Source organism: Lentibacter sp., from assembly GCF_965658795.1.
GTDB lineage: Bacteria > Pseudomonadota > Alphaproteobacteria > Rhodobacterales > Rhodobacteraceae > Lentibacter.
Map to the genome: position 1 here is coordinate 1 of NZ_CBFHTG010000029.1, position 19,779 is coordinate 19,779.

The following is a 19,779-nucleotide window of genomic DNA, read 5'->3' on the forward strand; positions in this document are numbered from 1 at the left end:
ACAGACTGCGCCATGTCGCAGGCTTTGAGTGAGGCAAGCTCATGACTGAGCTGATCGCCCAGCACCAGAATAAGAGTTTTATCGCGCATCTTGTCTTCCCTCAGTGTCCATACTGGCTGCCATACACAAAGCCATACGCCCAGCCACACGGCATGGACCAGATAAACTTGAGAGAAAAGGAAGTGGCGGACAGGAAGGGATTCGAACCCTCGAGACGGTCACCCGCCTACGCACTTTCCAGGCGCGCGCCTTCGACCACTCGGCCACCTGTCCGACGCCCGTGTAACGAAAAAACATGTGGGCCCGCAAGCCCAAACTGTTAGAATTATTACATCAAGTGAATGTTAACGCGGCGGTTCTGTTTGCCTTTGTTTTCAATCTTTCCAAGCCGCAAAGCCCCGATCTCACCCGTGCGGGCCACATGAGTGCCCCCACAGGGCTGCAGATCAATGCGCGATGCACCTTCGCCTATCTGGACCAAGCGAATGGGCCCACGACCTCGCGGAGGCTTAACCATCATGGTTTTGACAAGCTCAGGTTTTGCAGCAAGTTCTTCTTCCGTGATCCAAAGTTCGCTCACAGGAAGATCCATATCGATCAGTTCGTTAAGAGCCCCCTCGACAGCGTCGCGATCTTCGGGAGGCTCTGGCATCAGGAAATCCAGACGCCCTTTATCAGCCCCGATTTGGCCGCCGGTAACGGGCAACGGCAAAACAACCGAAAGCAAGTGTAGCGCCGTATGAACCCGCATATGGCGATGCCGCCGCTCCCAGTCGAGATACTGCACAAGCTTTATACCAACCCCTGGCAATGCCACAGGTGCAGCAGGTACAAGCACCACCTGCCCGCCCTCGCCCTTCACGGCAGTTGCAATCTCAAGCGTCTTGCCATCCCAAACCAGCGTTCCGCTATCTCCGGGCTGCCCACCCCCTGTCGGATAGAACAGGCATTGATCCAAAACAATTCCGCCTTCGGCCGTATGGGCCACCACAGTTGCAGCGCATTCACGCATGTAGACATCAGAGAGGAACAACGGTTGGCTGGATGGTAAAGTCATTTTACATCTCCATCATCACTGACATCATTGACAGCCTCTTCACCTTTGGAGTGGGGCAACAAAGCTTCAGGGTTTCTAATCCAGATGTCACGTTGGCTAAACGGAATTTCGACCCCTTCTTCCCCAAAGCGGCGCGCTATTTCGTGGTTCATATCAGAGCGCACAGACATGACAAAATTGACGTCTCGCAAAATCGCTCTGATCTCAAAGTCCAGACTATCCGCTCCAAATCCTTGGAACAGGACGGTCGGCTTGGGATTGGCGAGGACCATCGGATGCGCTTCTGCTATGTCGTACAGGATTTTTTCGATCCTGCGGGTGTCATTGCCATAGGCGACACCGACAGGCACGATAACCCTCCCAACCGTGTTGCCTCTTGTAAAGTTGGTCACCTTTCCACTGATCAAATCTGCATTTGGCAAAATGACATCTGAGCGATCAAATGTCTCAATTCGCGTTGAACGAACGGAGATATCACGCACGGTACCATGCGTTCCACCGACCTCGATCCAGTCACCCTCCGAGATAGGACGTTCAATAAGCAGGATAATGCCTGAGACAAAATTTGAGACAATGTTCTGGAGACCAAAACCAATACCGACTGACAGAGCACCAGCCACAATCGCCAGGCTCGAAAGATCTATCCCAGCACTCGTGATCGCGCTAAGCGCAGCGAGGAAAATACCAATATAGCCAAGGCCCGACACAAGGGCGTTCTGGCCGCCTTGATCCATCTTTGTTTTGGGTAAAACCGTGTTCTTGAGCGCGCCCTGAACCAGGCGTGTGATGATATATCCGATCACAAACACAATTGCGAAGGTCAGGAAAGCCCCAGCCGTTATACGTGTCTCACCGATGGAAAACCCTTCTCGTGCACGGATCCAAAACTCTGCAATACGTGCGTCGCTGGTGCCCCAGATACGTAAAAAACCCGGAACAGCAAAGAGGATGAGCGCAAACCCCGCCAGAGTTGGCACCAAGCCGTCGCGAGCGTCTTCCTCACCTCGCCGCACAACAACCCAAAGCTCGGCAACAACCCTCTGGGCCAAGATCAATGCAGCAATCAGAACAAGGGTTTCGATAGTTTGAAAGACCACCGTAGTTCCGGCCGCAAAATACCCTGCCGCTGAAAGCAACGGCCCGACAAAGCCAACGAGCACAACAACACGGCCCAGAAGCCCATACATTCTATCAACATAGCGCGGCTGATCACTTTCAGCCTGCTTACCTGAAGCCGCAGCATGTAGGCGAAGCAAGCGCCCCAGACGCCAGAGAAAGAGCCCACCCAACACGACGAGAGGAAAATAGATGACCGATCTGACATTGTTTGACCAGTTGTCATAGCGTGCAAGTTCATCGAGCAAAAAACTGGCCGCAAAGACGAGGCCCAACGCAACAACGCTTTGACGTCCTTGAGCGTTTTGGCCAGCACTCAATGCAAAGCTATGGAAGCTCCTGTCCGCGCGGGCAAAAACAAACGCACTCAACCAAATGGTCAAAATCAGGAAAAACCCGCCATCAACAAACGCATCAATCAGCGGGTCAAGCCGCAGCCCGACAAGGTCTGTGAGATAGAAGGCGTTGACCAGACCAAACAGGCCTATACTGGCCACGACGAGCTGAAAAATAGAAAGCGCAAAAGCGGTTAGCCACCCTCGCGCAGTTTTTCTCTGTTTTACAAATCGCTCGCTGAGAGCCCTGACCCACCGCCAGCCAAGCAACAAGAAGATAATTGATATCGAGGTCACAGCCAGCAACGCAGGCAGGTTCTCTCTGAACGCTTCACGTTGATTGGGATTGTTCCAGCCGTTCACAACCTCGTTTCGGCTGCTCGACAAAGAGTTTTTAAAGGTGCTCCAGCTGCGGCCCCAGTAGGTCACGTTCAGTGGGCTAGAGCCTCGCTCCAAAAACGCACTGGTCTGCCGCTGTGCCAGAATGCGGTCAATCTCCGAAATGAGAGCATCAGCACGACTTTGGGCAACCTCAGCACGCCTGCCAGGCGCTTGCAGCTCGGCAAGTCGTTGATTTAGATTGTCACGCTGCTCGGCGATCTGGTCAGGCTCAATCCCACCTTCCGGCACGGCGCCAAGAGCTGACAGCTGTGCTTGCACAGCAGAAATAGTTCTCGAATTCGCATCTTTTGCACTCAAGAAGCGAACACGCCAATCCGACAGGTCTTGGCGAACATTCTCCAAAATAGTGTCCGAGGCGCGCCCGGCTTCCACCGCTTCTTCAATGCGCTGCGCAAAGGACTGCCAGCTATTATAGTCTATTTGAGACGCAGCAGTTGTCTGGGCGTTCCCGGAAGAGATAGCCAAAAATGTACACAGCAACAGAGCCAAAGCGGCGCTTGCGAGTGTTCTCGATAAAGTCATTCTACGTCCTCAAAGACACTTGGGATAATGCGCGGCGCACGTTCCATCCAGTCTGGAACAGGCAGCTTTTTCTCATGAAGGAAGTTGGGGTTAAACAGCTTGGACTGATAGCGCGTGCCATAATCGCAAAGAATGGTTACAATACGATGCCCAGGCCCCATCTCTTTTGCCATGCGCACAGCGCCCGCGATATTGACACCTGATGAGCCACCGAGGCAAAGCCCCTCTTCTTCCAGCAAGTCAAACACGTACGGCAATGCTTCTTCATCTGATATTTGATAGGCCAGATCAGGTTTGAAACCCTCAAGGTTTTTCGTAATCCTAACTTGTCCAATCCCTTCAGCAATGGAGCTGCCTTCCATTTTCAACTCACCAGTCGTGTAGTAGCTGAAAAGCGCAGCCCCCATCGGGTCTGCAAGACCAATCTTCACACCTTTCGGCTGTAACACCATACCAGTGCCAACAAGCGTCCCACCGGATCCCACCGCACAGATAAAGCCATCCACCTTACCTTCGGTTTGCTCCCATATTTCAGGGCCAGTGGTCTCAATATGCGCTTGTCGGTTCGCGACATTGTCAAACTGGTTTGCCCAAATCGCGCCGTTTGGTTCAGACTCGGAAAGAAGCTTTGCAAGACGTTCAGAATAACGAACAAAGTTGTTGGGGTTGCGATATGGGGCTGCAGGCACTTCAACAAGCTCTGCCCCCGCCAGACGGAGCATCTCTTTTTTCTCTTCACTCTGGGTCTCAGGAATGACGATAACGGTCTTAAACCCCATAGAGGCACCGACCAATGCAAGACCAATACCCGTATTACCAGCAGTGCCTTCAACGATTGTTCCGCCCGGCTTCAGCGCGCCACGCGCAACTGCATCCTTGATGATATAGAGGGCTGCTCGGTCCTTGACCGACTGACCAGGGTTTAAAAATTCGGCTTTGCCATAGATATCACATCCGGTTTCTGCACTTGCGCGCCGCAGCTTAATCAAGGGGGTTTTGCCAACAGCCTCGGCCAAGTCGTTTGCAATTCTCATCTTTCGCTCCTCGCCATCCTGAGTGGCAAACTATGACCTTAGCCACCCCGCCACAAGCAAGTTGCGCTGAAAGTAACTCCCGTTCCTAAAGACTTGCCCGAAACAGAATATCCTCCTCACTTAAGGGAGTTTCGTTCAGTCTTGAGCCAAAGCAAAAGGTGAAGCAAAGGCCCCACGTTGATCTCACCGCTGCACATAAGGCTCTCAGCATAGTCAAAACTAACGACATGGCTTTTGATATCCTCGGCCTCAGTGGCAAGCCCTCCCAAGCCAGCCGAAGTGTCAGGCAAGTCACAGAGGCCGACAAATGTATGAAAGTAAGTACTCACCTCACCTGGAGACGGATAATAACTGGCCACCGGTAGTAACTGATCAAGATGAACTCCAGCCTCCTCAATACATTCGCGTTTGGCAGACTCCGCTGGGGTCTCTCCAACATCAATGCGGCCCGCTATCGGCTCGAGTAACCACGGATATGGGTCACCCCGACCAAATGGCCCAAGCCTAAACTGCTCAATGAGCAACACGCGGTCTCTCTTTGCATCATATGGCAGCACAATCGCGGCATCTCCCGACAGGAAGACCTCACGCGTCACTACTTTGCCCATTGTGCCATCATATTGCGGATAGGAAAGCGTGTTCGCATCCGTCCTAAAATATCCGATATGCCTACAGGACCGATTGGATAGCTTTACATCGCTATACCTATTCTTGCTCCGTAAATCAGCGGGGCTGTGCTGTGTTTCAGCCAAATGCCTTGAATACGCTCTGGCTTGAATACGATCAAAATAGCCGTGCAAGTCCTTTGGCTCGACCACGCCTCTCAGCGCCATTATCTCTTGAGCGGAATGCTTCACGATAGGCCAAGCATTCTCCACCCAGCTCTCCAGGCTCCAAGGCTCAGCAGGCTGCCAAAGACCCGCTTGTGGAATATAAACCAAAGCGTCCAAACCAGAAACGCAACATGGCTCTAAGGTGTATCCAAACCCAAGTTCATAATGGTCAAGTCTGGCCTTCTCTTCGGCAGTGACATCCTTAAGCAAAAAACCCTTCGACGTTGCGCCATTACAAGCGAAAATAAGTGGGAAGTCTTGCCCATGCGCACGCGCGACACAAAAGTTTTCAAGGCCTGCGGGCACCAACCGATCATGCGGCACAGACCCAAGAACTGTTTCTAAAAGACCGAAATGGCGCAGAGTGCCGTAGAGAAAGACATGAGACACGGTTTGCTCCTTCGGGAGAATAGCTTAGCTCCAGCGGCGGCTGCAAAATTCAGCCAATAAGCCACCCGCAATACCGCCCAACAACAGAGAAAGCAGTATCTTTGCGTGCAAAAGCTCGCCTGCATAGCCGACGCCAAGCTCTACCGCACCAACGAGAGCTTCCATCGGCCCATCAAATTTTCGATCGAGGGACATTTGCAGCATCTCAAGAATTGCGTGCGCGCTGGTACACCAAAAAACTGCTGCGGCCACCGCGGTAAGACCAAGGCCCAAAGCTACCGAATACGGATGTCCAACTCGTCCGCCAAGCAAACCCCAACCTACAAGCGCAGAAATAAATACATTTATTTCACGGAACCGACCAAAGCTCAAATTCGGATCCCCGGCCAACATTGATGCTTTTACCATATCGGAAACAAGAAATGCCAGACTGGCCAAGAATACTGCTGACAGAAGACGGGCGGCTGTTGGCATCAATCAGGTTTCACTATTGTTACTTGTACTACGTCACAGTTACCGCCACGAAAGGATGCCGCGCAAGAGGTTAGATAAAAATTCCACATTCGACGGAATCGCGCATCAAACCCCATTTCAGCGATATCATCCCACGCTGCATTGAAGCGTTCATGCCAGCGTCTCAAGGTTTTGGAGTAGCTTTCTCCGAATTCCAACGCGGCCTCTTCGCGTAACCCCGCCTTGCGTATCTCAGCCCTCAAAGCTGTTTTGGATGGCAACATCCCTCCCGGGAAAATGTACTTCTGAATGAAGTCAACGCCCTTGCGGTAGACCTCAAACCGCTTTTCTTGAAGCGTTATGATTTGCAAACAGGCTTTTGCCCCGGGCTTCAAACACTGGCTAACTTTCTCAAAGTACACAGGCCAATATTTCTCTCCAACCGCCTCAAACATTTCAATCGATGCTATACCATCATAGCAGCCAGTTTCGTCACGATAGTCTTGCATCTTAAACGTCACAGCCTCTGACAGGCCCGCGGCTTCAATGCGCTTGCGAGCGAACTTCAGTTGTTCTTCACTGATTGTCAGCCCCGTTATTCGCAACCCTCGCTCGCGTGCGGCGTATTCGGCAAAGCCACCCCAGCCACAACCGATTTCAAGAATATGGTCGCCTTCCTTTACGCCCATGGCATCGACAAGGGCTGCATATTTGGCCGTCTGCGCACTCTCAAGGGTTTCCTGCCCCGTTTCAAACAGCGCGCTAGAGTAGGTCATCGTCCCGTCAAGCCATTTGGCGTAAAACGCATTTCCTAAATCGTAATGATAGGAGATGTTCTTCCTGGCTTGCAGCTTGCTATTTGAGCGAAGCACGTGGCGGAAACGTTCGTAGACTTTCACAAGACCCTTGCCCGGAAAGCCTCGATACAGGATTTCATTCCCCGAATTCATCAGGTCAAGAAAGCTCTGTAAGTCGGGGGTCGACCAAGATTCATCTAAGTAAGCATCGCAAAACCCCAACTCACCCTCACGAATAAGTCGAGCGAAAACATCATCATCGTGCAGCCTGACCTCAGCCGATGGCCCGGGTTTTGCTCCCTCGGCACGAAAATGTCTGCCGTCAGGTAGAACGATATCAAGACGCCCCACTGGCATATTTTTTGCAAGCTCAAAAACCTGCGCAAAGTAGCGCGGCAGCCGCTCTTGCCCCTTCGTATCCCTCAGTATCATTTGTCTACATTTCCTGTCTTTGCCGAGCCTACACAAGCAACAACGCATAGCCGTTCATGCATAAGTCAATTTATTTTTTGCTATATGCCGCCAAAGCCCGTTCGCGCCCTTCTTTCAAGCCAACAATAGCGTGAGGGCGCAAATCTTTAGCAGACATGTCCAGACGTTTGGGAATGGCTTCAAAAAAGTCGAGGGCCGTTTTGGGCGGCTGTATTTGCCCTTCAGCAACCCAACGCTTGAAATAGCGCCCTTGTGGGTCAAACTTCTTGATCTGCGTGTCAGGGTTAAAGATCCTGAAGTAGGGAGAGGCGTCTGGTCCGGAGCCAGCGACCCATTGCCAGCCCATCGTATTGTTAGCCTGATCATAGTCTATTAACTGATCTGCAAACCAGCGCTCGCCAATACGCCAGTGCACAAGCAAGTGCTTGGTCAGGTAGCTCGCGGCAACCATGCGCGCTCTGTTATGCATTTTACCAGTTACCCAAAGCTCGCGCATTGCCGCGTCGACAAAATCAATCCCCGTTCGGCCATATTTCCAAGCTTCAACTTCAGGAGTGTTTTCAACTTCGCTCCACGGAAAGTCATCCCAACCGTCACGCCAGTTTTTATCCACGATATGTGGTGTATGATACATCAAGTGCTGTGCAAAATCCCGCCATCCTACCTGCCGCAGAAACGGCTCCAGCCCCTCAGCACCTGAAGCGAACGCCTTTTGTCCCATGTGCCATATACTGCGTGCGGAAATCTCCCCAAAAGCTAGGTTGTCTGACAAATCAGAGGTTCCATGCTCCGCAATAAGGTCTCTGGCCTCACTGTAGCGAGAGGCGCGCTCTTCTAAGAAGCGCGATAACTTACTCCAAGCAGACGCTTCGCCAACAGCACTATACTGGCTCAATATCTTGGCGCCACGCTGCATTGATATCGATAAGCTCCAGTCTTTAAGGCACTCAGAATGCGGCCACTCAGCGGGGCCTCCTATGTCCTTTGGCTCCGGCTTTGGCGCCGCTACATCCTGCGTTTGAATGTTTCGCCAAAATGGCGTGAAAACTTTATAGAAGTCGCCAGTCTGTGTCCGCACCTGCATAGGCTCGACAAGCAAATGCCCCGTATGACTTTGAGCCTTGAGCCCTTCCGACCGCAGAGTAGATTTTACCTCTGAATCGATCCTGCGCGACCTAGGGTCATAGAGCCTGTTCCAGTGAACCTCCCCTGCCCCCGTTTCAGCAACAATATCGCGTAGCACATTCAGGGCTGATCCCCGCCGTAATACTAACTTGGAACCCTTGCTATTCAGCGCATCTTGCAGCGCCTCGAGGCTCCGCTCCAGTCGCCACTTTGGTGCGCTCCCTAGAGCTTCACTCCGCTCATCCAGGATAAACAACGGAATAACTTGACCACACGCCAACGCAGCACTCAGAGCTTCGTTGTCAGTCAGCCGCATATCCCTGCGGATCCACCAAATACTTGGATTTTTCATACGGCTAACCGCCCTTCAAACGAGTTTTCTTACCTACGCTGGGCGTCACATTTCAGATCACAAAACCTCGTCAAGCGCTTGTAATAGCTTATCAACTTCAGCTTGAGACGTATAGTGAACAAATGAAAGTCTCAAAACACCTTTTGACGGGTCAACCCCCATCGCTTTGAGCGCCCGCACTGCATAAAAATCTCCGCCACCCGCCATAATACCGCGCTCACCTAGGGCAGCGGCTACACTTTCCCCGTTGCTTGCAAGCTCAAGCGCAACGGTCGGCGCGCGCTTAGCAGCCTGAGATGGGCCAATCAGCCGAACAGAATTCTTTGAACTCACAAAATCCAATAGCGGCTGCAAGAGACCCGTTTCGTGTTCGCGCATCAAATCATGAACCCCCATAGCGCGCTCTGATGGGGTACCTCCTATCTTATGGTGGGTCGCCAAAGCATCTGTGTAATCGGCCATGCCCGCAGAGGCTGCCACCTGAGCATGATCTGGTCCCGCTGGAGTAAATCTTTTGTACAAAGATGCGCCATTAAAATAGTGTCCCTGATTGGGAAGCGCCTCACCCAATGCGCGCCGCATCACCATAATGCCTTGATGTGGGCCATAGGTCTTGTAGGCGGAAAACAGATATATGTCTGGTCCCATCACACCCACGTTGGGAATTCCGTGCGGCGCGTAGCTCACTCCGTCAACGCAGACGAAAGCACCAGCGGCATGTGCCAAGGCCGTAATCTCGACCACAGGGTTGATCTCCCCGACAACATTCGAGCAATGCGGAAAACATACAAGACGAACCCGTTCATCAAGCAGCTCTTCCAACTTTGCCAAATCCAAATGGCCAGTTTCAGGATCAATCTGCCACTCTCGAACCTCAAAGCCTTCGTTTTCAAGGCGACGCCAGGGACCCGTATTCGCTTCATGATCCTGGTTTGTCACGATGATAGCATCACCGGGCTCCATGAATTGTCTAAACGCATTTGCAAGAACATAAGTATTTTGCGTGGTAGATGGACCAAAGCTAACTTCATCCATTTCAACACCCATGATCGCAGCCAGCCGCACGCGGGCCTCATCCATCTCTTCTCCCCCGAGGCGAGAGGCTTCATACGGGGAGTATGGCTGGACTTTCCGCTCAACATAGAACCGGGTGAGGCGATCAATCACGTGCTGACACGTATAGGAACCGCCTGCATTCTCAAAAAACGATTGTCCCGATAAAGCGTCCTGAGCAAAGGCTGGGAACTGCGTGCGCACAAAATCTGTATCAAGCTTCATGTGTATTTCTCCATTTTGCACCATTGAGACCTTATTTTTGATAGGTTTCAAGAGCAGCTAAAAAACGGAACTGTCTCCGCTCACACAAGGAACGCAGCAGTTAAAACTTATCGAACTAGATTTCGAGCTTATTGGCACGCGGACTTTACCTACGATCCACGCTACCAAAAGATATCTACACCGGCGATCCTAATGTTTCGCAAGGTCATACGACACTTACCCAAGCAAAACGGCGCAACTCTTCTCACAAAGCGGCTTTAAGTTTTTCTGCGTTTTCTTTGATGACTGCCATATCTCCCATAACCCCTGCCGGCCCCATCGCCTTACCCTCAATGCGAGGCAGTATATGGAAGTGAAGGTGGAATACTTCTTGGCCTCCAGCAGCTTCGGAGAACTGCTGAAGCGTTACACCATCTGCTGAAAATGCGCTCATGGCTGCATTTGCAATTTTGTTCGCCGTCGCGATGCATGCCGCAAGCTGTGCTGGGGATGCGTCAAGTAAATTGCGGCAAGGTGTCTTTGGAATTACAAGGCAATGGCCATTGCTCCGAGGCATAATGTCCATAAAGCAATATGTTAGGTCGTCTTCAAAAACCTTGAAGGAAGGGATATCGCCTTTCAAAATCTTGGCAAAGACATTTTCACTGTCATAACTCGGCATGTGTCACCCTAATATCTCGTGTCATTATGAGCTTTCTTTCACGGAACGAAGCTTCGACCAAGGCTTAACTCCACCCCCCAAAAAAAGCCGCCCTGCAACGAGCGGCTTCCTTCTTTTAGCTTAAATCCGACTTAAGCATTCACATCAACTACAACGCGCCCTTTGACTTGCCCCTTTAGGATATCTTTCCCAAGCTGTGGCAAGTCGCTGAGTGTGGCAGGTACGACCATTGCTTCCAGCTTATCCATAGGCAGGTCTTTAGAGATCCTCTGCCAAGCGCGTACACGATTGTCATATGGCTGCATAACGCTATCGATGCCCAAGAGATTAACGCCGCGCAGCAAGAAAGGGATAACCGTAGCAGGCAAAGCAGCGCCCCCAGCTAATCCGACCGCAGCAACTGAAGCACCATACTTCATTTGACCGAGCGCCCGTGCCAGCATTTCGCCCCCGACAGCATCGACACAGCCACCCCATGTTTCAGCCTCGAGGGGGCGCTTGACGGTCTCGTTCAACTCTTCTCTTGCGACAATCTGAGTGGCACCAAGTGATTTAAGGTAGTCAGCAGTCTCAGGGCGCCCTGTGACACCTGCCACCTCATAGCCCAGATTGGCCAGAATAGCCGTGGCGACAGACCCAACACCGCCCGCGGCGCCGGTCACGAGGACAGGCCCTGCCTTTATCCCGTGGTCTTCCAAAGCCATAACCGCGAGCATCGCAGTGAAACCTGCCGTACCAACGGCCATCGCCTTACGGGTATCCAGCCCATCTGGCAACGGAACGAGCCAGTCAGCCTTCACACGCGCTTTTTGCGAATAACCGCCCCAGTGCGCCTCTCCCACACGCCACCCCGTCAAGACAACCTTATCCCCGGCTTTGTAACGGGGATCTGACGAGGCCTCGACGACTCCAGCAAAATCGATACCAGGTACGTGCGGATAGTTACGCACCAAACCGCCACCTGGGCCGACACACAGGCCATCTTTATAATTGAGTGTCGAATACTCAACCCCGACTGTTACTTCACCATCAGGCAAGTCAGCATCAGACAGACGCGCCACACTGGCGTTCGTCTTGCCTGTTTCCGGGTCTTTCTCAACAACCAGCGCATTAAAGTCACTCATATCTCTACCTCTTTCTTCATATCCAAAATGTTTCTCTCACCGTAGCAGCCTGTACGCCACTTGGCGTAATAACGTCGACTTCGGAGCCATCGTCCCAATGCGTCATACGGATCATTCCAATGGCCACATTTGTAGCAAAGTCAGGCGAGTATGCGGCACTGCTGATGTTCCCAACTTGACGGTCGCCAACCATCACCGGCCAGAGCCGGTCACATGGAGGCACAGCGTCACCATGAATTTCAATGGCTCGTATCTGTCTGACAGGCCCTTCTTGAGCGACGCGCAGCAAAGCATCACGCCCCACACAGCCAATTGCGCTATGTGTGTTGCAAAACTTGCCAAGCCCGCACTCATGCGGCGTGTTGTCATCGGTCATGTCGTTGCCATAGCTCAGAAGACCGCCCTCGATCCGCTCGATTAGATTGGGGCAGCCCGCATGAATATCATGCTTCTTGCCCGCTTCCATCAAAGCGTTCCACAGCGGCATCCCGATATCACTGCCTTCAACATAAATCTCAAAGCCGCCCTGCTTCGAATAGCCCGAACGCGCAACAGCCAGCTTGCGGCCCTGAAACTCGAGCATAGCAAAGCGGAAAAAGCGGATATCGCGCACAGCGTCGCCAAAGACATCCGCCATCACATCATCTGCCTTCGGACCTTGCACACCGAGCGGACTCACATCCGGCTCATCGACAAGCACATCCAGACGATAGCCATAGGCGATGCCCTTGACCCAAAGTAGCAAATCACTGTCCGCTATCGAAATCCACCAGCGATCTTCCGCCAGCTTTACAGCCACAGGATCATTCAACATCCCGCCCGTCTCATCGACGATCGGAACGTAGTAACACTGACCAACCTGCATATTGCGCAGATCGCGTGGCGTGAGCATTTGCATCAGCCGCGTGGCGTCAGGCCCGCGCAGCTCCACTTGGCGCTCACAGGCCACATCCCAAAGCTGAACCGCCTCCTTGAGGTGGCGGTAGTCTTCCTGAACCGTGCGAAACACGGTTGGCAAAAGCATACGGTTGTAAACCGTATAGCCTTTCACACCTGCAGCCTCCACACCCTCGCTAAAGGGTGTGCGGCGCAGGCGGCGTGACAGCGCAATCAGCGCCATCAGCGTGGACCATGCCAATCGATTTGGCAGATCTCAGCCGAGCGACCATCAAAATCCCAAACCCGACCAAACGCTCGGACCCGGCCTTGCGTGGCTTTCGCCACTGTAATGTCGGGACCCATCCAATATTCTGTATTGGTGACGACGATATCTTTACCGTCTTTGCCTTCCACTGGCACAACAGAGCCTTTGATCTTTTTACCAACCATAAGGCGGCGCTCTTTGCCCACAGTTTCAAACGTGATCGGAGCGCGCTCAGCCCCTAAAAACTCACCGACCAATAGCCCAAACAAGCCAGTCGTGCCACGCGCAGCTCCGGAAAAAATGGCAACAAGTGCGTCATACTGATCTTCAGTTGCGCGATCATCAATAAAAGCCGCCGCTTTCCAATTGCCACGCCCCATATTCCCAGGAATCTCGAGGAACAGCCCAACGTTTAGCCCCGAAAGGCTAACACCGCCGTATTCCCCCTCATCGATCCGAACCCCTGACCAGGCCTGACAATGACCTTCTGTGGGAGGGTGAGCTCCAAGGCTCACAACGCACGGGCAAAAAACAGTGCAATTGCAGTTCAGAATAAGTTCACCCTGGATCGCCCAAGGGATCGTTCCGATTTCTCCGTCGAGTGCCATTTTGTATCTCCTCTAAATAAATGCGCCAACCAGCGCGAATAGCCCCCAAGCGATCAGACCAAAGCCCAGCGGGCGCGTGAGCCAACGCCCTATATCGGGGAGTTTTTCTAGTATCATCATCACAGTCGCCAGCCCCATAAACGCAAGGTTCATCACGCCTCCAACAAAACCCAAGAGCATGAGAGCCCAGCAGCACCCCAAGCATACAAGACCAAGGCGGAGGCCGTTCCGCCATGCACCTTCTTCCCAGTGCTGCATGAAAAAACTGATTGGACGCCTGCACTTGCTCAAACACGCCTCTTTCAGTGCCGAGAACTGATACAATCCCGCACCAACCAGAAGGGATGCTGTGAGTATAGGCGACTGGCTCTGCCCCAAGAGATCAACAGCGCCCCATCGCGTCAGCATCATTTGAATACACGCAGCCAATGCTGCAAATCCAAGCCATATAGTCAGATACCCAATGACCAAATGACTAAAACGCCCACGCCCTGTGGAGCGGACCAGATCATCATATGTACCAAACGCGGGTAATGCCGTTGGAGCCATCATGGCAGCAGACATCAATGCCCACATAAGGAACAGTCGCGCCAGACCTGCTGCGTCTGGAGTGACAGTGCAAAGCGCCACCCAGAAGTCTGCTCCATACAACTTGGAATAAACCCTCATTTCAGCTGGGACAGCCATTGCAAAAAGCATGAACCAAGAAACTGAAATGACCGCGAACAGCACCAACCAGTGCATCCCAGTCATTGTCTTTATCCGGCTCAGGAGCATTACTACCTCATACGACTCGAGTGTTGCCATTAAATGTCAGACAATTTAAGCTCTCCGTAAAGTATAAATGTCAGACAAATGAAAAAAACATCCCCCAGCTCAGCAGATCTCTCTGCAAAAATTGCGAAAAATATCCGTGATGCCATCGTTGCTGGAGAATTGATTGTTGATGAAAGGCTACCGTCAGAGGCCGACCTTTCAGAGCAATTCAACGTCTCTCGACCAACCGTTCGAGAAGCCCTGAAAAGGCTGGCAGCACAGTCCCTTATCCGCACACAGCGCGGCGCAACAGGTGGGGCTTTTGTGAATCACATCAGCTTTCAAGACGCTTATCCACAGCAAATTACAACGTCTACGCTTTTGTTAAGTATGAACGAAGTTAGCTTTGAAACAGCCTGCGAAGCCCGCTTTACGCTTGAGCGCGCCTGCGCTCCGCTGTCAGCACAAAGGCGTACCGCAGACCAACTCGCAACCATGCGCGCAGAAATTTTCAGGCAATCTCAACCGGGGCTATCAGATGAGGCTTGGTGTGCCTCAGATATTAGCTTTCATCGTGCATTGGTGGACGGCGCCGCAAACCCGATTCTATCCTACCAGCTTGCTGGTGCGATAGAAGCAATCGAGCCACTGATGAACATGATTACTTTTACAGCACGCTCCAGAGCCGAGATTATTTCGCTTCACACCCAGATCGCAGATGGCCTTGAAGACCAAACGGCAGAAGCTGTAGACAAGGCATTGGTTAAGCTGGAGCGCTACACCAAAAAGCTGGCAGCCGACGTACTCTCCCGCCGCAAACCTACCGAAAACTAGACACAACTCTGCCATTTTTTTTGGGTGATGCATTGCAGCCAACACCAAAATATGAGGCTAAAATGTTTGTGAGAACGCTTTCAGATGTTAAAGAGACCGATTTCTTCGTTGATTGGGGCAATCGAACCAGCCATCGCCTCCTTACGGAACATGACAAGATGGGCTTCACAATCTGCCATACAGTCGTCAAAGCAGGAACAGAATCGCGGCTGCAATACCGAAATCACCTTGAAGCATGCTACTGTATTGCTGGCTCCCGATCAGTGCGCTCATTGGATGGAACCTCTCACAAGATTACCCCAGGGACAATTTATGTTTTAGACCAACATGATGACCATTTTCTTTGCGCTGATCTTAAGACAGATGTGGTACTTGTGAGCGTATTTAACCCTCCTCTTAAAGGAACGGAAAGACACGTCCTCAACGAAATGAACTTAGGTTCGGCATATTAATGCTGCCAACTCTAAGTTGCCTCTTCAAATTGCGCGCGCATGACACTATACTATCATTGTCCCTTCGGGGACTATGGACATAAACGCGCTTGTAATAAGCGGATCGGACCCGGGGGCGGTACCCGGCGTCTCCACCAAACATCCTTCATTTGAGGATCATGGGGACGAAATAGGATCGACGAACGTCTAAAGAGGTTAGCTTTGTTTCGGCTGGGTGCCACCGTATCGGCCCAAAATGTACAATTGCAAATGACAATCGTGCTCCAATGGCGATGGCCGCGTAAGCGACCGGAACTATTGAAATCTAAGTCCTTACGTTTAGCGACCTAAGGCGGGGTTCGCAGGCACCTGGCAACAGAAGCCTGCACTTCTTTTTCTGTTTATATACGTACAAAGACTCTAGCTATTATCTAATAGCGGACCACGATTCATATATTTGAAAACAAGAGAAAAGGTTGTGACATTATTCATTCAAGGCACAGCCTTTTCGTATCTCGATGCCTTTCTCTCTGAGAGGAAAGCACTCAAAGCAGCTATCTCATTGCTCAAGAACGATATACAGGTTGGAACTCAATATTCTGGAATGGCTCCGACACACATATGAGAGATCAAAGCCTAGCTGCGTTCTTGAGTACATTTGCAAAGCTGGGTGTCCTGTCCTTCGGCGGCCCAGCAGCACAAATTGCGCTTATGCACAGACTGCTCGTGGAAGAGCGGCGCTGGCTTAACGAGCAGCAATTTATGGGCGCATTGAGCTTTTGTATGCTCATGCCCGGCCCCGAAGCCATGCAGTTAGCAACCTATGCTGGCTGGCGCCTAAGAGGAATGGTGGGAGGCCTGATTGCAGGAGTGTTTTTCATTCTGCCAGGTGCCTTTGCTATTTGGGCTCTTGCTCTCGCCTATATTAAATATGGAAACTTGTATGAAGTTAAGGCAGCATTTCTCGGCATAAAGGCTGCCGTCATTGTTCTCGTGTTTCATGCCCTTATAAAGCTTACTGATAGAGCGTTGAAAGATATCTGGATGCTCGTGATTGCAGGGCTCGCCTTTGTGAGCATTTTCTTTCTGAACTACCCCTACCCTGTCATCCTTGCAACCGCGGCGTCACTTGGAGCATGCCTGTTCTCAAAACATGGCGAGATGGTGGGCGTGGATATGCCAAAGCATTCCAAACCTCTCCAAACTGTTTTAGTAGGTCTTTGCTTTTGGCTAGCGCCTCTGGGCGTGCTCTTCTACTTCAAGCAAGCATTCCTCATAGAGCTTGTGATCTATTTTGGGCAACTTGCTATCTTCAGTTTTGGTGGGGCCTATGCATTGCTCGGATGGATGACCCAAACTATCGTTCAAGAACACGGGTGGATCACCACAACACAAATGGTCGACGCCTTGGGACTGGCCGAGACAACGCCTGGACCACTCATCCTTGTTACGCAGTTCGTCTCCCATCTGGCAGGCTACACAAAAGGAGGACTAGTCTTCGCCACGGCAGCCGGACTTCTGACACTTTGGGCCGTGTTTGTACCATGCTTTACAATGGTATTTGTTGGAGCGCCCTACCTCGAGGTTATTTTGGCAATGCCACGGTTGCGAGCTGCACTGACCGGTGTGAGTGCTGCCGTTATAGGGGTCATAGCAAGCCTTTCGCTATGGTTTGCAATTTCTGTACTGTGGCCAAAAGGTCTTGAGGCTGGTGCCGCGAGCTTAAATTGGGCAGCGGTAGCACTGCTTGGGAGCGCTTTAATACTAGCACGAACAACCAACGGAAACCTCTTCGTGACTATATTTGGCAGCGCGATACTCGGATATATCGGGTTTCTCACTGGGCTAATCTAATTTGGAAACGGCCTTTTGTTTTCCAAAAAACTCCTTATTCTCGCCGCTGTAAATGAAGGGAAAGACCATGTCAGAAATGATTGACTATGGAACGTTGATGCACAAGGCCATGCGAAGTCTTGTAAGGCGTGTATTAAGTGATGTTGCACAAGACGGCCTTCCGGGAGCCCATCATTTCTTTATTACCTTTGATACGCAGCATCCTGATGTTCAAATTGCGGACTGGCTTCATGACCGCTACCCCGAAGAAATGACGATCGTAATCCAGCATTGGTTTGATGCTCTTGAAGTGACGGAAGATGGCTTTTCAGTGACGCTGAACTTCGGCGATGCTCCCGAAAACCTTAGAGTGCCCTACGATTCCATAAAAACCTTTGTAGACCCGTCTGTTGAGTTTGGCCTTCGGTTTGAAGTCAGCGAAGACGATAGCGTGCAAGACTTTGAAGCGCCGGTATCTGTTGACCTAGAGAAAGCACTTAAAGAGCCATCACAAAAAACAAAACCAGAGGCTGACATCGTTAGCCTTGATCAATTTCGCAAGTAATCCAGGAACGTATCGCTCAGTATAACTTGTTAGTGCTATCAGGGATTGCTCCTTAAGTCGCCGAGAGTTAGAGCATTTGCGACACTTTTTTCAAGGAGAGCCCGACATGGCCGAGACACGTACGGAAACCGACAGCTTTGGTCCCCTCGAAGTTCCTGCAGACAAATATTGGGGTGCCCAGACGCAGCGCTCGATTATGAACTTCCCTATCGGCTGGGAAAAGCAACCAATTGCAATCGTTCGCGCCCTTGGCGTGATCAAGAAAGCCTGTGCAATAGCTAATCGTGACAGCGGTGATCTTGAGCCCCGATTGGCTGAAGCCGTTATCCAAGCTGCTGGTGAAGTGATCGAAGGCAAGTTTGATGACAACTTCCCACTCGTCGTTTGGCAGACTGGCTCTGGAACCCAATCGAACATGAATTCAAACGAAGTCATTGCAAACCGCGCGATCGAAATTTTGGGCGGCCAGATCGGTACAAAAGACCCTGTACACCCAAATGATCACTGTAATATGGGACAAAGCTCAAACGACACCTTTCCGACCGCAATGCACATTGCGACGGCCATGTCGGTGCGTGATGTACTTATACCTGGCCTTGAAAAACTAGCCGAAGGCCTTGAAACCAAGGCCGCCGCTTTCAAAGATATCATCAAGATTGGCCGAACACACACACAAGACGCCACACCGCTAACGCTTGGGCAAGAGTTTTCAGGCTACGCTCACCAAATACGTATGGGCATAAGACGTGTAGAAGCCGCACTACCCGCAATATACGAACTTGCTCAAGGCGGCACTGCTGTTGGCACAGGGTTGAACACGAAACACGGATGGGGCGAAACGGTAGCGGGGCATATGGCCGAGATCACAGGCCTCCCATTTGTGACTGCGCCAAACAAGTTTGAAGCTCTCGCAGCACATGATGCAATGGTTTTCATGTCAGGCGCATTGGCTACCGTTGCCGGGTCTGCATACAAAATAGCAAACGACATCCGCTTCCTTGGATCTGGCCCACGGTCTGGCTTGGGAGAGCTCATCCTCCCAGAGAACGAACCCGGCTCCTCTATTATGCCAGGCAAAGTGAATCCGACCCAAGCAGAAGCTCTTACGCAAGTTGCAGCTCATGTAATGGGCAATGACGCCGCCATAAAGTTTGCTGGTAGCCAAGGTCACTTCGAACTCAACGTCTACAACCCGATGATAAGCTACAATCTTCTCCAATCTATCCAATTACTTGGTGATGCAGCAGATAGCTTTACAGAGCGCATGCTGATGGGCATCGAGGCCAACGAACCTCGCATAGAAAAGCTGATGAAGGAAAGCCTCATGCTTGTTACAGCTCTTGCACCGACTATCGGCTATGACAACGCGACCAAAGTGGCAAAGACAGCTCATAAAAACGGCACGACACTCAAAGAAGAAGCCATCGCTCTAGGCTTCGTCGATGAGGAGACATTTGATCGTGTTGTACGGCCAGAAGATATGATTGGGCCTAAGTGATGACAGAACCGGTTAATCTTAATCGGTTTAGAAAAAACAAAGCCCGGGCAGCTAAAGCTGCCCGCGCGCTTGAAAACACTGTAACCTTTGGGCGGACAAAAGCTCAAAAAGAAGTTGAGAACGCGTCCGAGCTCAAAGCAAAGCGAGAGTGGTCAGGAAAGAAACGCGAAACATGAGTCGACCTGCAAAACGATCCGTC

At 51.6% G+C, this 19,779-nt stretch carries 19 protein-coding genes, 1 tRNA gene and 1 other RNA gene; 7 read left to right on the forward strand and 14 right to left on the reverse strand.

Annotated elements, in window-relative coordinates; translation table 11 throughout:
* Positions 1–183 precede the first annotated feature (183 nt).
* From ACTG3X_RS13855 to ACTG3X_RS13920, 14 genes are all read right to left on the reverse strand, one after another.
* Positions 184–273 (reverse strand) — tRNA-Ser (locus ACTG3X_RS13855).
* Between the two features lie 55 nt (positions 274–328).
* Positions 329–1,057, reverse strand: coding sequence for an alanyl-tRNA editing protein (locus tag ACTG3X_RS13860; RefSeq protein ID WP_439111872.1), 729 nt, complete (start codon positions 1,055–1,057; stop codon positions 329–331).
* Positions 1,054–3,399, reverse strand: coding sequence for a DUF3772 domain-containing protein (locus ACTG3X_RS13865; protein WP_439111873.1), 2,346 nt, complete (start codon positions 3,397–3,399; stop codon positions 1,054–1,056). The genes ACTG3X_RS13860 and ACTG3X_RS13865 overlap by 4 nt, the downstream gene beginning before the upstream one ends.
* Before the next feature lie 29 nt (positions 3,400–3,428).
* A complete protein-coding gene (locus ACTG3X_RS13870) occupies positions 3,429–4,466 on the reverse strand; it encodes a cysteine synthase A (protein WP_439111874.1) in 1,038 nt (345 codons plus the stop codon).
* 116 nt (positions 4,467–4,582) lie between these two features.
* Positions 4,583–5,689 carry an NUDIX domain-containing protein gene (locus ACTG3X_RS13875; RefSeq protein WP_439111875.1) on the reverse strand — a complete coding sequence of 369 codons (1,107 nt, stop codon included), beginning with the start codon at positions 5,687–5,689 and terminating at the stop codon, positions 4,583–4,585.
* Positions 5,690–5,713: 24 nt separating this feature from the next.
* Positions 5,714–6,163 carry a TrgA family protein gene (locus ACTG3X_RS13880; protein ID WP_439111876.1) on the reverse strand — a complete coding sequence of 150 codons (450 nt, stop codon included), beginning with the start codon at positions 6,161–6,163 and terminating at the stop codon, positions 5,714–5,716.
* Positions 6,163–7,371, reverse strand: coding sequence for a class I SAM-dependent methyltransferase (locus tag ACTG3X_RS13885; protein WP_439111877.1), 1,209 nt, complete (start codon positions 7,369–7,371; stop codon positions 6,163–6,165). Before ACTG3X_RS13885 ends, ACTG3X_RS13880 begins: the two co-directional genes overlap by 1 nt.
* Before the next feature lie 70 nt (positions 7,372–7,441).
* Positions 7,442–8,848, reverse strand: a complete 1,407-nt coding sequence (locus tag ACTG3X_RS13890) for a cryptochrome/photolyase family protein (protein WP_439111878.1) — start codon at positions 8,846–8,848, stop codon at positions 7,442–7,444.
* 57 nt (positions 8,849–8,905) lie between these two features.
* Complete coding sequence (locus tag ACTG3X_RS13895) at positions 8,906–10,126, reverse strand: aminotransferase class V-fold PLP-dependent enzyme (protein ID WP_439111879.1); 1,221 nt, start codon at positions 10,124–10,126, stop codon at positions 8,906–8,908.
* A gap of 244 nt (positions 10,127–10,370) precedes the next feature.
* Positions 10,371–10,787 carry an HIT family protein gene (locus ACTG3X_RS13900; RefSeq protein WP_439111880.1) on the reverse strand — a complete coding sequence of 139 codons (417 nt, stop codon included), beginning with the start codon at positions 10,785–10,787 and terminating at the stop codon, positions 10,371–10,373.
* 131 nt (positions 10,788–10,918) lie between these two features.
* Positions 10,919–11,911: an acryloyl-CoA reductase gene (gene acuI / locus ACTG3X_RS13905; RefSeq protein WP_439111881.1), complete on the reverse strand. Its 993-nt coding sequence runs from the start codon at positions 11,909–11,911 to the stop codon at positions 10,919–10,921.
* A gap of 16 nt (positions 11,912–11,927) precedes the next feature.
* Positions 11,928–13,031: a dimethylsulfoniopropionate demethylase gene (locus tag ACTG3X_RS13910; RefSeq protein WP_439111882.1), complete on the reverse strand. Its 1,104-nt coding sequence runs from the start codon at positions 13,029–13,031 to the stop codon at positions 11,928–11,930.
* Entirely contained in the window at positions 13,031–13,663 is a 633-nt protein-coding gene (locus ACTG3X_RS13915) for a DUF1326 domain-containing protein (RefSeq protein ID WP_439111883.1), read from the reverse strand. The genes ACTG3X_RS13910 and ACTG3X_RS13915 overlap by 1 nt, the downstream gene beginning before the upstream one ends.
* Before the next feature lie 12 nt (positions 13,664–13,675).
* Positions 13,676–14,440 carry a DUF2182 domain-containing protein gene (locus ACTG3X_RS13920; protein WP_439111884.1) on the reverse strand — a complete coding sequence of 255 codons (765 nt, stop codon included), beginning with the start codon at positions 14,438–14,440 and terminating at the stop codon, positions 13,676–13,678.
* A gap of 78 nt (positions 14,441–14,518) precedes the next feature.
* Here ACTG3X_RS13920 and ACTG3X_RS13925 point away from each other — a divergent pair, with 78 nt between their 5' ends.
* The 7 genes from ACTG3X_RS13925 (at position 14,519) to ACTG3X_RS13955 (ending at position 19,756) form a co-directional block, all read left to right on the forward strand.
* Positions 14,519–15,253: a FadR/GntR family transcriptional regulator gene (locus ACTG3X_RS13925; RefSeq protein WP_439111885.1), complete on the forward strand. Its 735-nt coding sequence runs from the start codon at positions 14,519–14,521 to the stop codon at positions 15,251–15,253.
* A gap of 62 nt (positions 15,254–15,315) precedes the next feature.
* On the forward strand, positions 15,316–15,705 hold the full coding sequence (locus ACTG3X_RS13930; RefSeq protein WP_439111886.1) for an ectoine synthase: 390 nt from the start codon (positions 15,316–15,318) through the stop codon (positions 15,703–15,705).
* Positions 15,706–15,724: 19 nt separating this feature from the next.
* Positions 15,725–16,074, forward strand: a transfer-messenger RNA (tmRNA) gene (gene ssrA / locus ACTG3X_RS13935).
* Positions 16,075–16,332: 258 nt separating this feature from the next.
* Complete coding sequence (chrA, locus tag ACTG3X_RS13940) at positions 16,333–17,538, forward strand: chromate efflux transporter (protein WP_439111887.1); 1,206 nt, start codon at positions 16,333–16,335, stop codon at positions 17,536–17,538.
* Between the two features lie 67 nt (positions 17,539–17,605).
* Positions 17,606–18,082: an SspB family protein gene (locus ACTG3X_RS13945; RefSeq protein WP_439111888.1), complete on the forward strand. Its 477-nt coding sequence runs from the start codon at positions 17,606–17,608 to the stop codon at positions 18,080–18,082.
* 106 nt (positions 18,083–18,188) lie between these two features.
* The gene (gene fumC / locus ACTG3X_RS13950; RefSeq protein ID WP_439111889.1) at positions 18,189–19,580 is read left to right on the forward strand and encodes a class II fumarate hydratase; all 1,392 of its coding nucleotides are present in this window, start codon (positions 18,189–18,191) and stop codon (positions 19,578–19,580) included.
* Positions 19,580–19,756 carry a DUF4169 family protein gene (locus ACTG3X_RS13955; RefSeq protein WP_439111890.1) on the forward strand — a complete coding sequence of 59 codons (177 nt, stop codon included), beginning with the start codon at positions 19,580–19,582 and terminating at the stop codon, positions 19,754–19,756. Before fumC ends, ACTG3X_RS13955 begins: the two co-directional genes overlap by 1 nt.
* The last annotated feature ends 23 nt before the right edge of the window (positions 19,757–19,779 follow it).

Coding starts and splice junctions, on each gene's coding strand:
- fumC (WP_439111889.1), top strand. CDS start 18,189: ATGGCCGAGACACGTACGGAAACCGACAGCTTTGGTCCCCTCGAAGTT.
- ACTG3X_RS13870 (WP_439111874.1), bottom strand. CDS start 4,466: ATGAGAATTGCAAACGACTTGGCCGAGGCTGTTGGCAAAACCCCCTTG.
- ACTG3X_RS13920 (WP_439111884.1), bottom strand. CDS start 14,440: ATGCTCCTGAGCCGGATAAAGACAATGACTGGGATGCACTGGTTGGTG.
- ACTG3X_RS13880 (WP_439111876.1), bottom strand. CDS start 6,163: ATGCCAACAGCCGCCCGTCTTCTGTCAGCAGTATTCTTGGCCAGTCTG.
- ACTG3X_RS13915 (WP_439111883.1), bottom strand. CDS start 13,663: ATGGCACTCGACGGAGAAATCGGAACGATCCCTTGGGCGATCCAGGGT.
- ACTG3X_RS13900 (WP_439111880.1), bottom strand. CDS start 10,787: ATGCCGAGTTATGACAGTGAAAATGTCTTTGCCAAGATTTTGAAAGGC.
- ACTG3X_RS13890 (WP_439111878.1), bottom strand. CDS start 8,848: ATGAAAAATCCAAGTATTTGGTGGATCCGCAGGGATATGCGGCTGACT.
- ACTG3X_RS13885 (WP_439111877.1), bottom strand. CDS start 7,371: ATGATACTGAGGGATACGAAGGGGCAAGAGCGGCTGCCGCGCTACTTT.
- ACTG3X_RS13955 (WP_439111890.1), top strand. CDS start 19,580: ATGACAGAACCGGTTAATCTTAATCGGTTTAGAAAAAACAAAGCCCGG.
- ACTG3X_RS13930 (WP_439111886.1), top strand. CDS start 15,316: ATGTTTGTGAGAACGCTTTCAGATGTTAAAGAGACCGATTTCTTCGTT.
- acuI (WP_439111881.1), bottom strand. CDS start 11,911: ATGAGTGACTTTAATGCGCTGGTTGTTGAGAAAGACCCGGAAACAGGC.
- ACTG3X_RS13910 (WP_439111882.1), bottom strand. CDS start 13,031: ATGGCGCTGATTGCGCTGTCACGCCGCCTGCGCCGCACACCCTTTAGC.
- ACTG3X_RS13925 (WP_439111885.1), top strand. CDS start 14,519: ATGAAAAAAACATCCCCCAGCTCAGCAGATCTCTCTGCAAAAATTGCG.
- ACTG3X_RS13860 (WP_439111872.1), bottom strand. CDS start 1,057: ATGACTTTACCATCCAGCCAACCGTTGTTCCTCTCTGATGTCTACATG.
- ACTG3X_RS13895 (WP_439111879.1), bottom strand. CDS start 10,126: ATGAAGCTTGATACAGATTTTGTGCGCACGCAGTTCCCAGCCTTTGCT.
- ACTG3X_RS13945 (WP_439111888.1), top strand. CDS start 17,606: ATGTCAGAAATGATTGACTATGGAACGTTGATGCACAAGGCCATGCGA.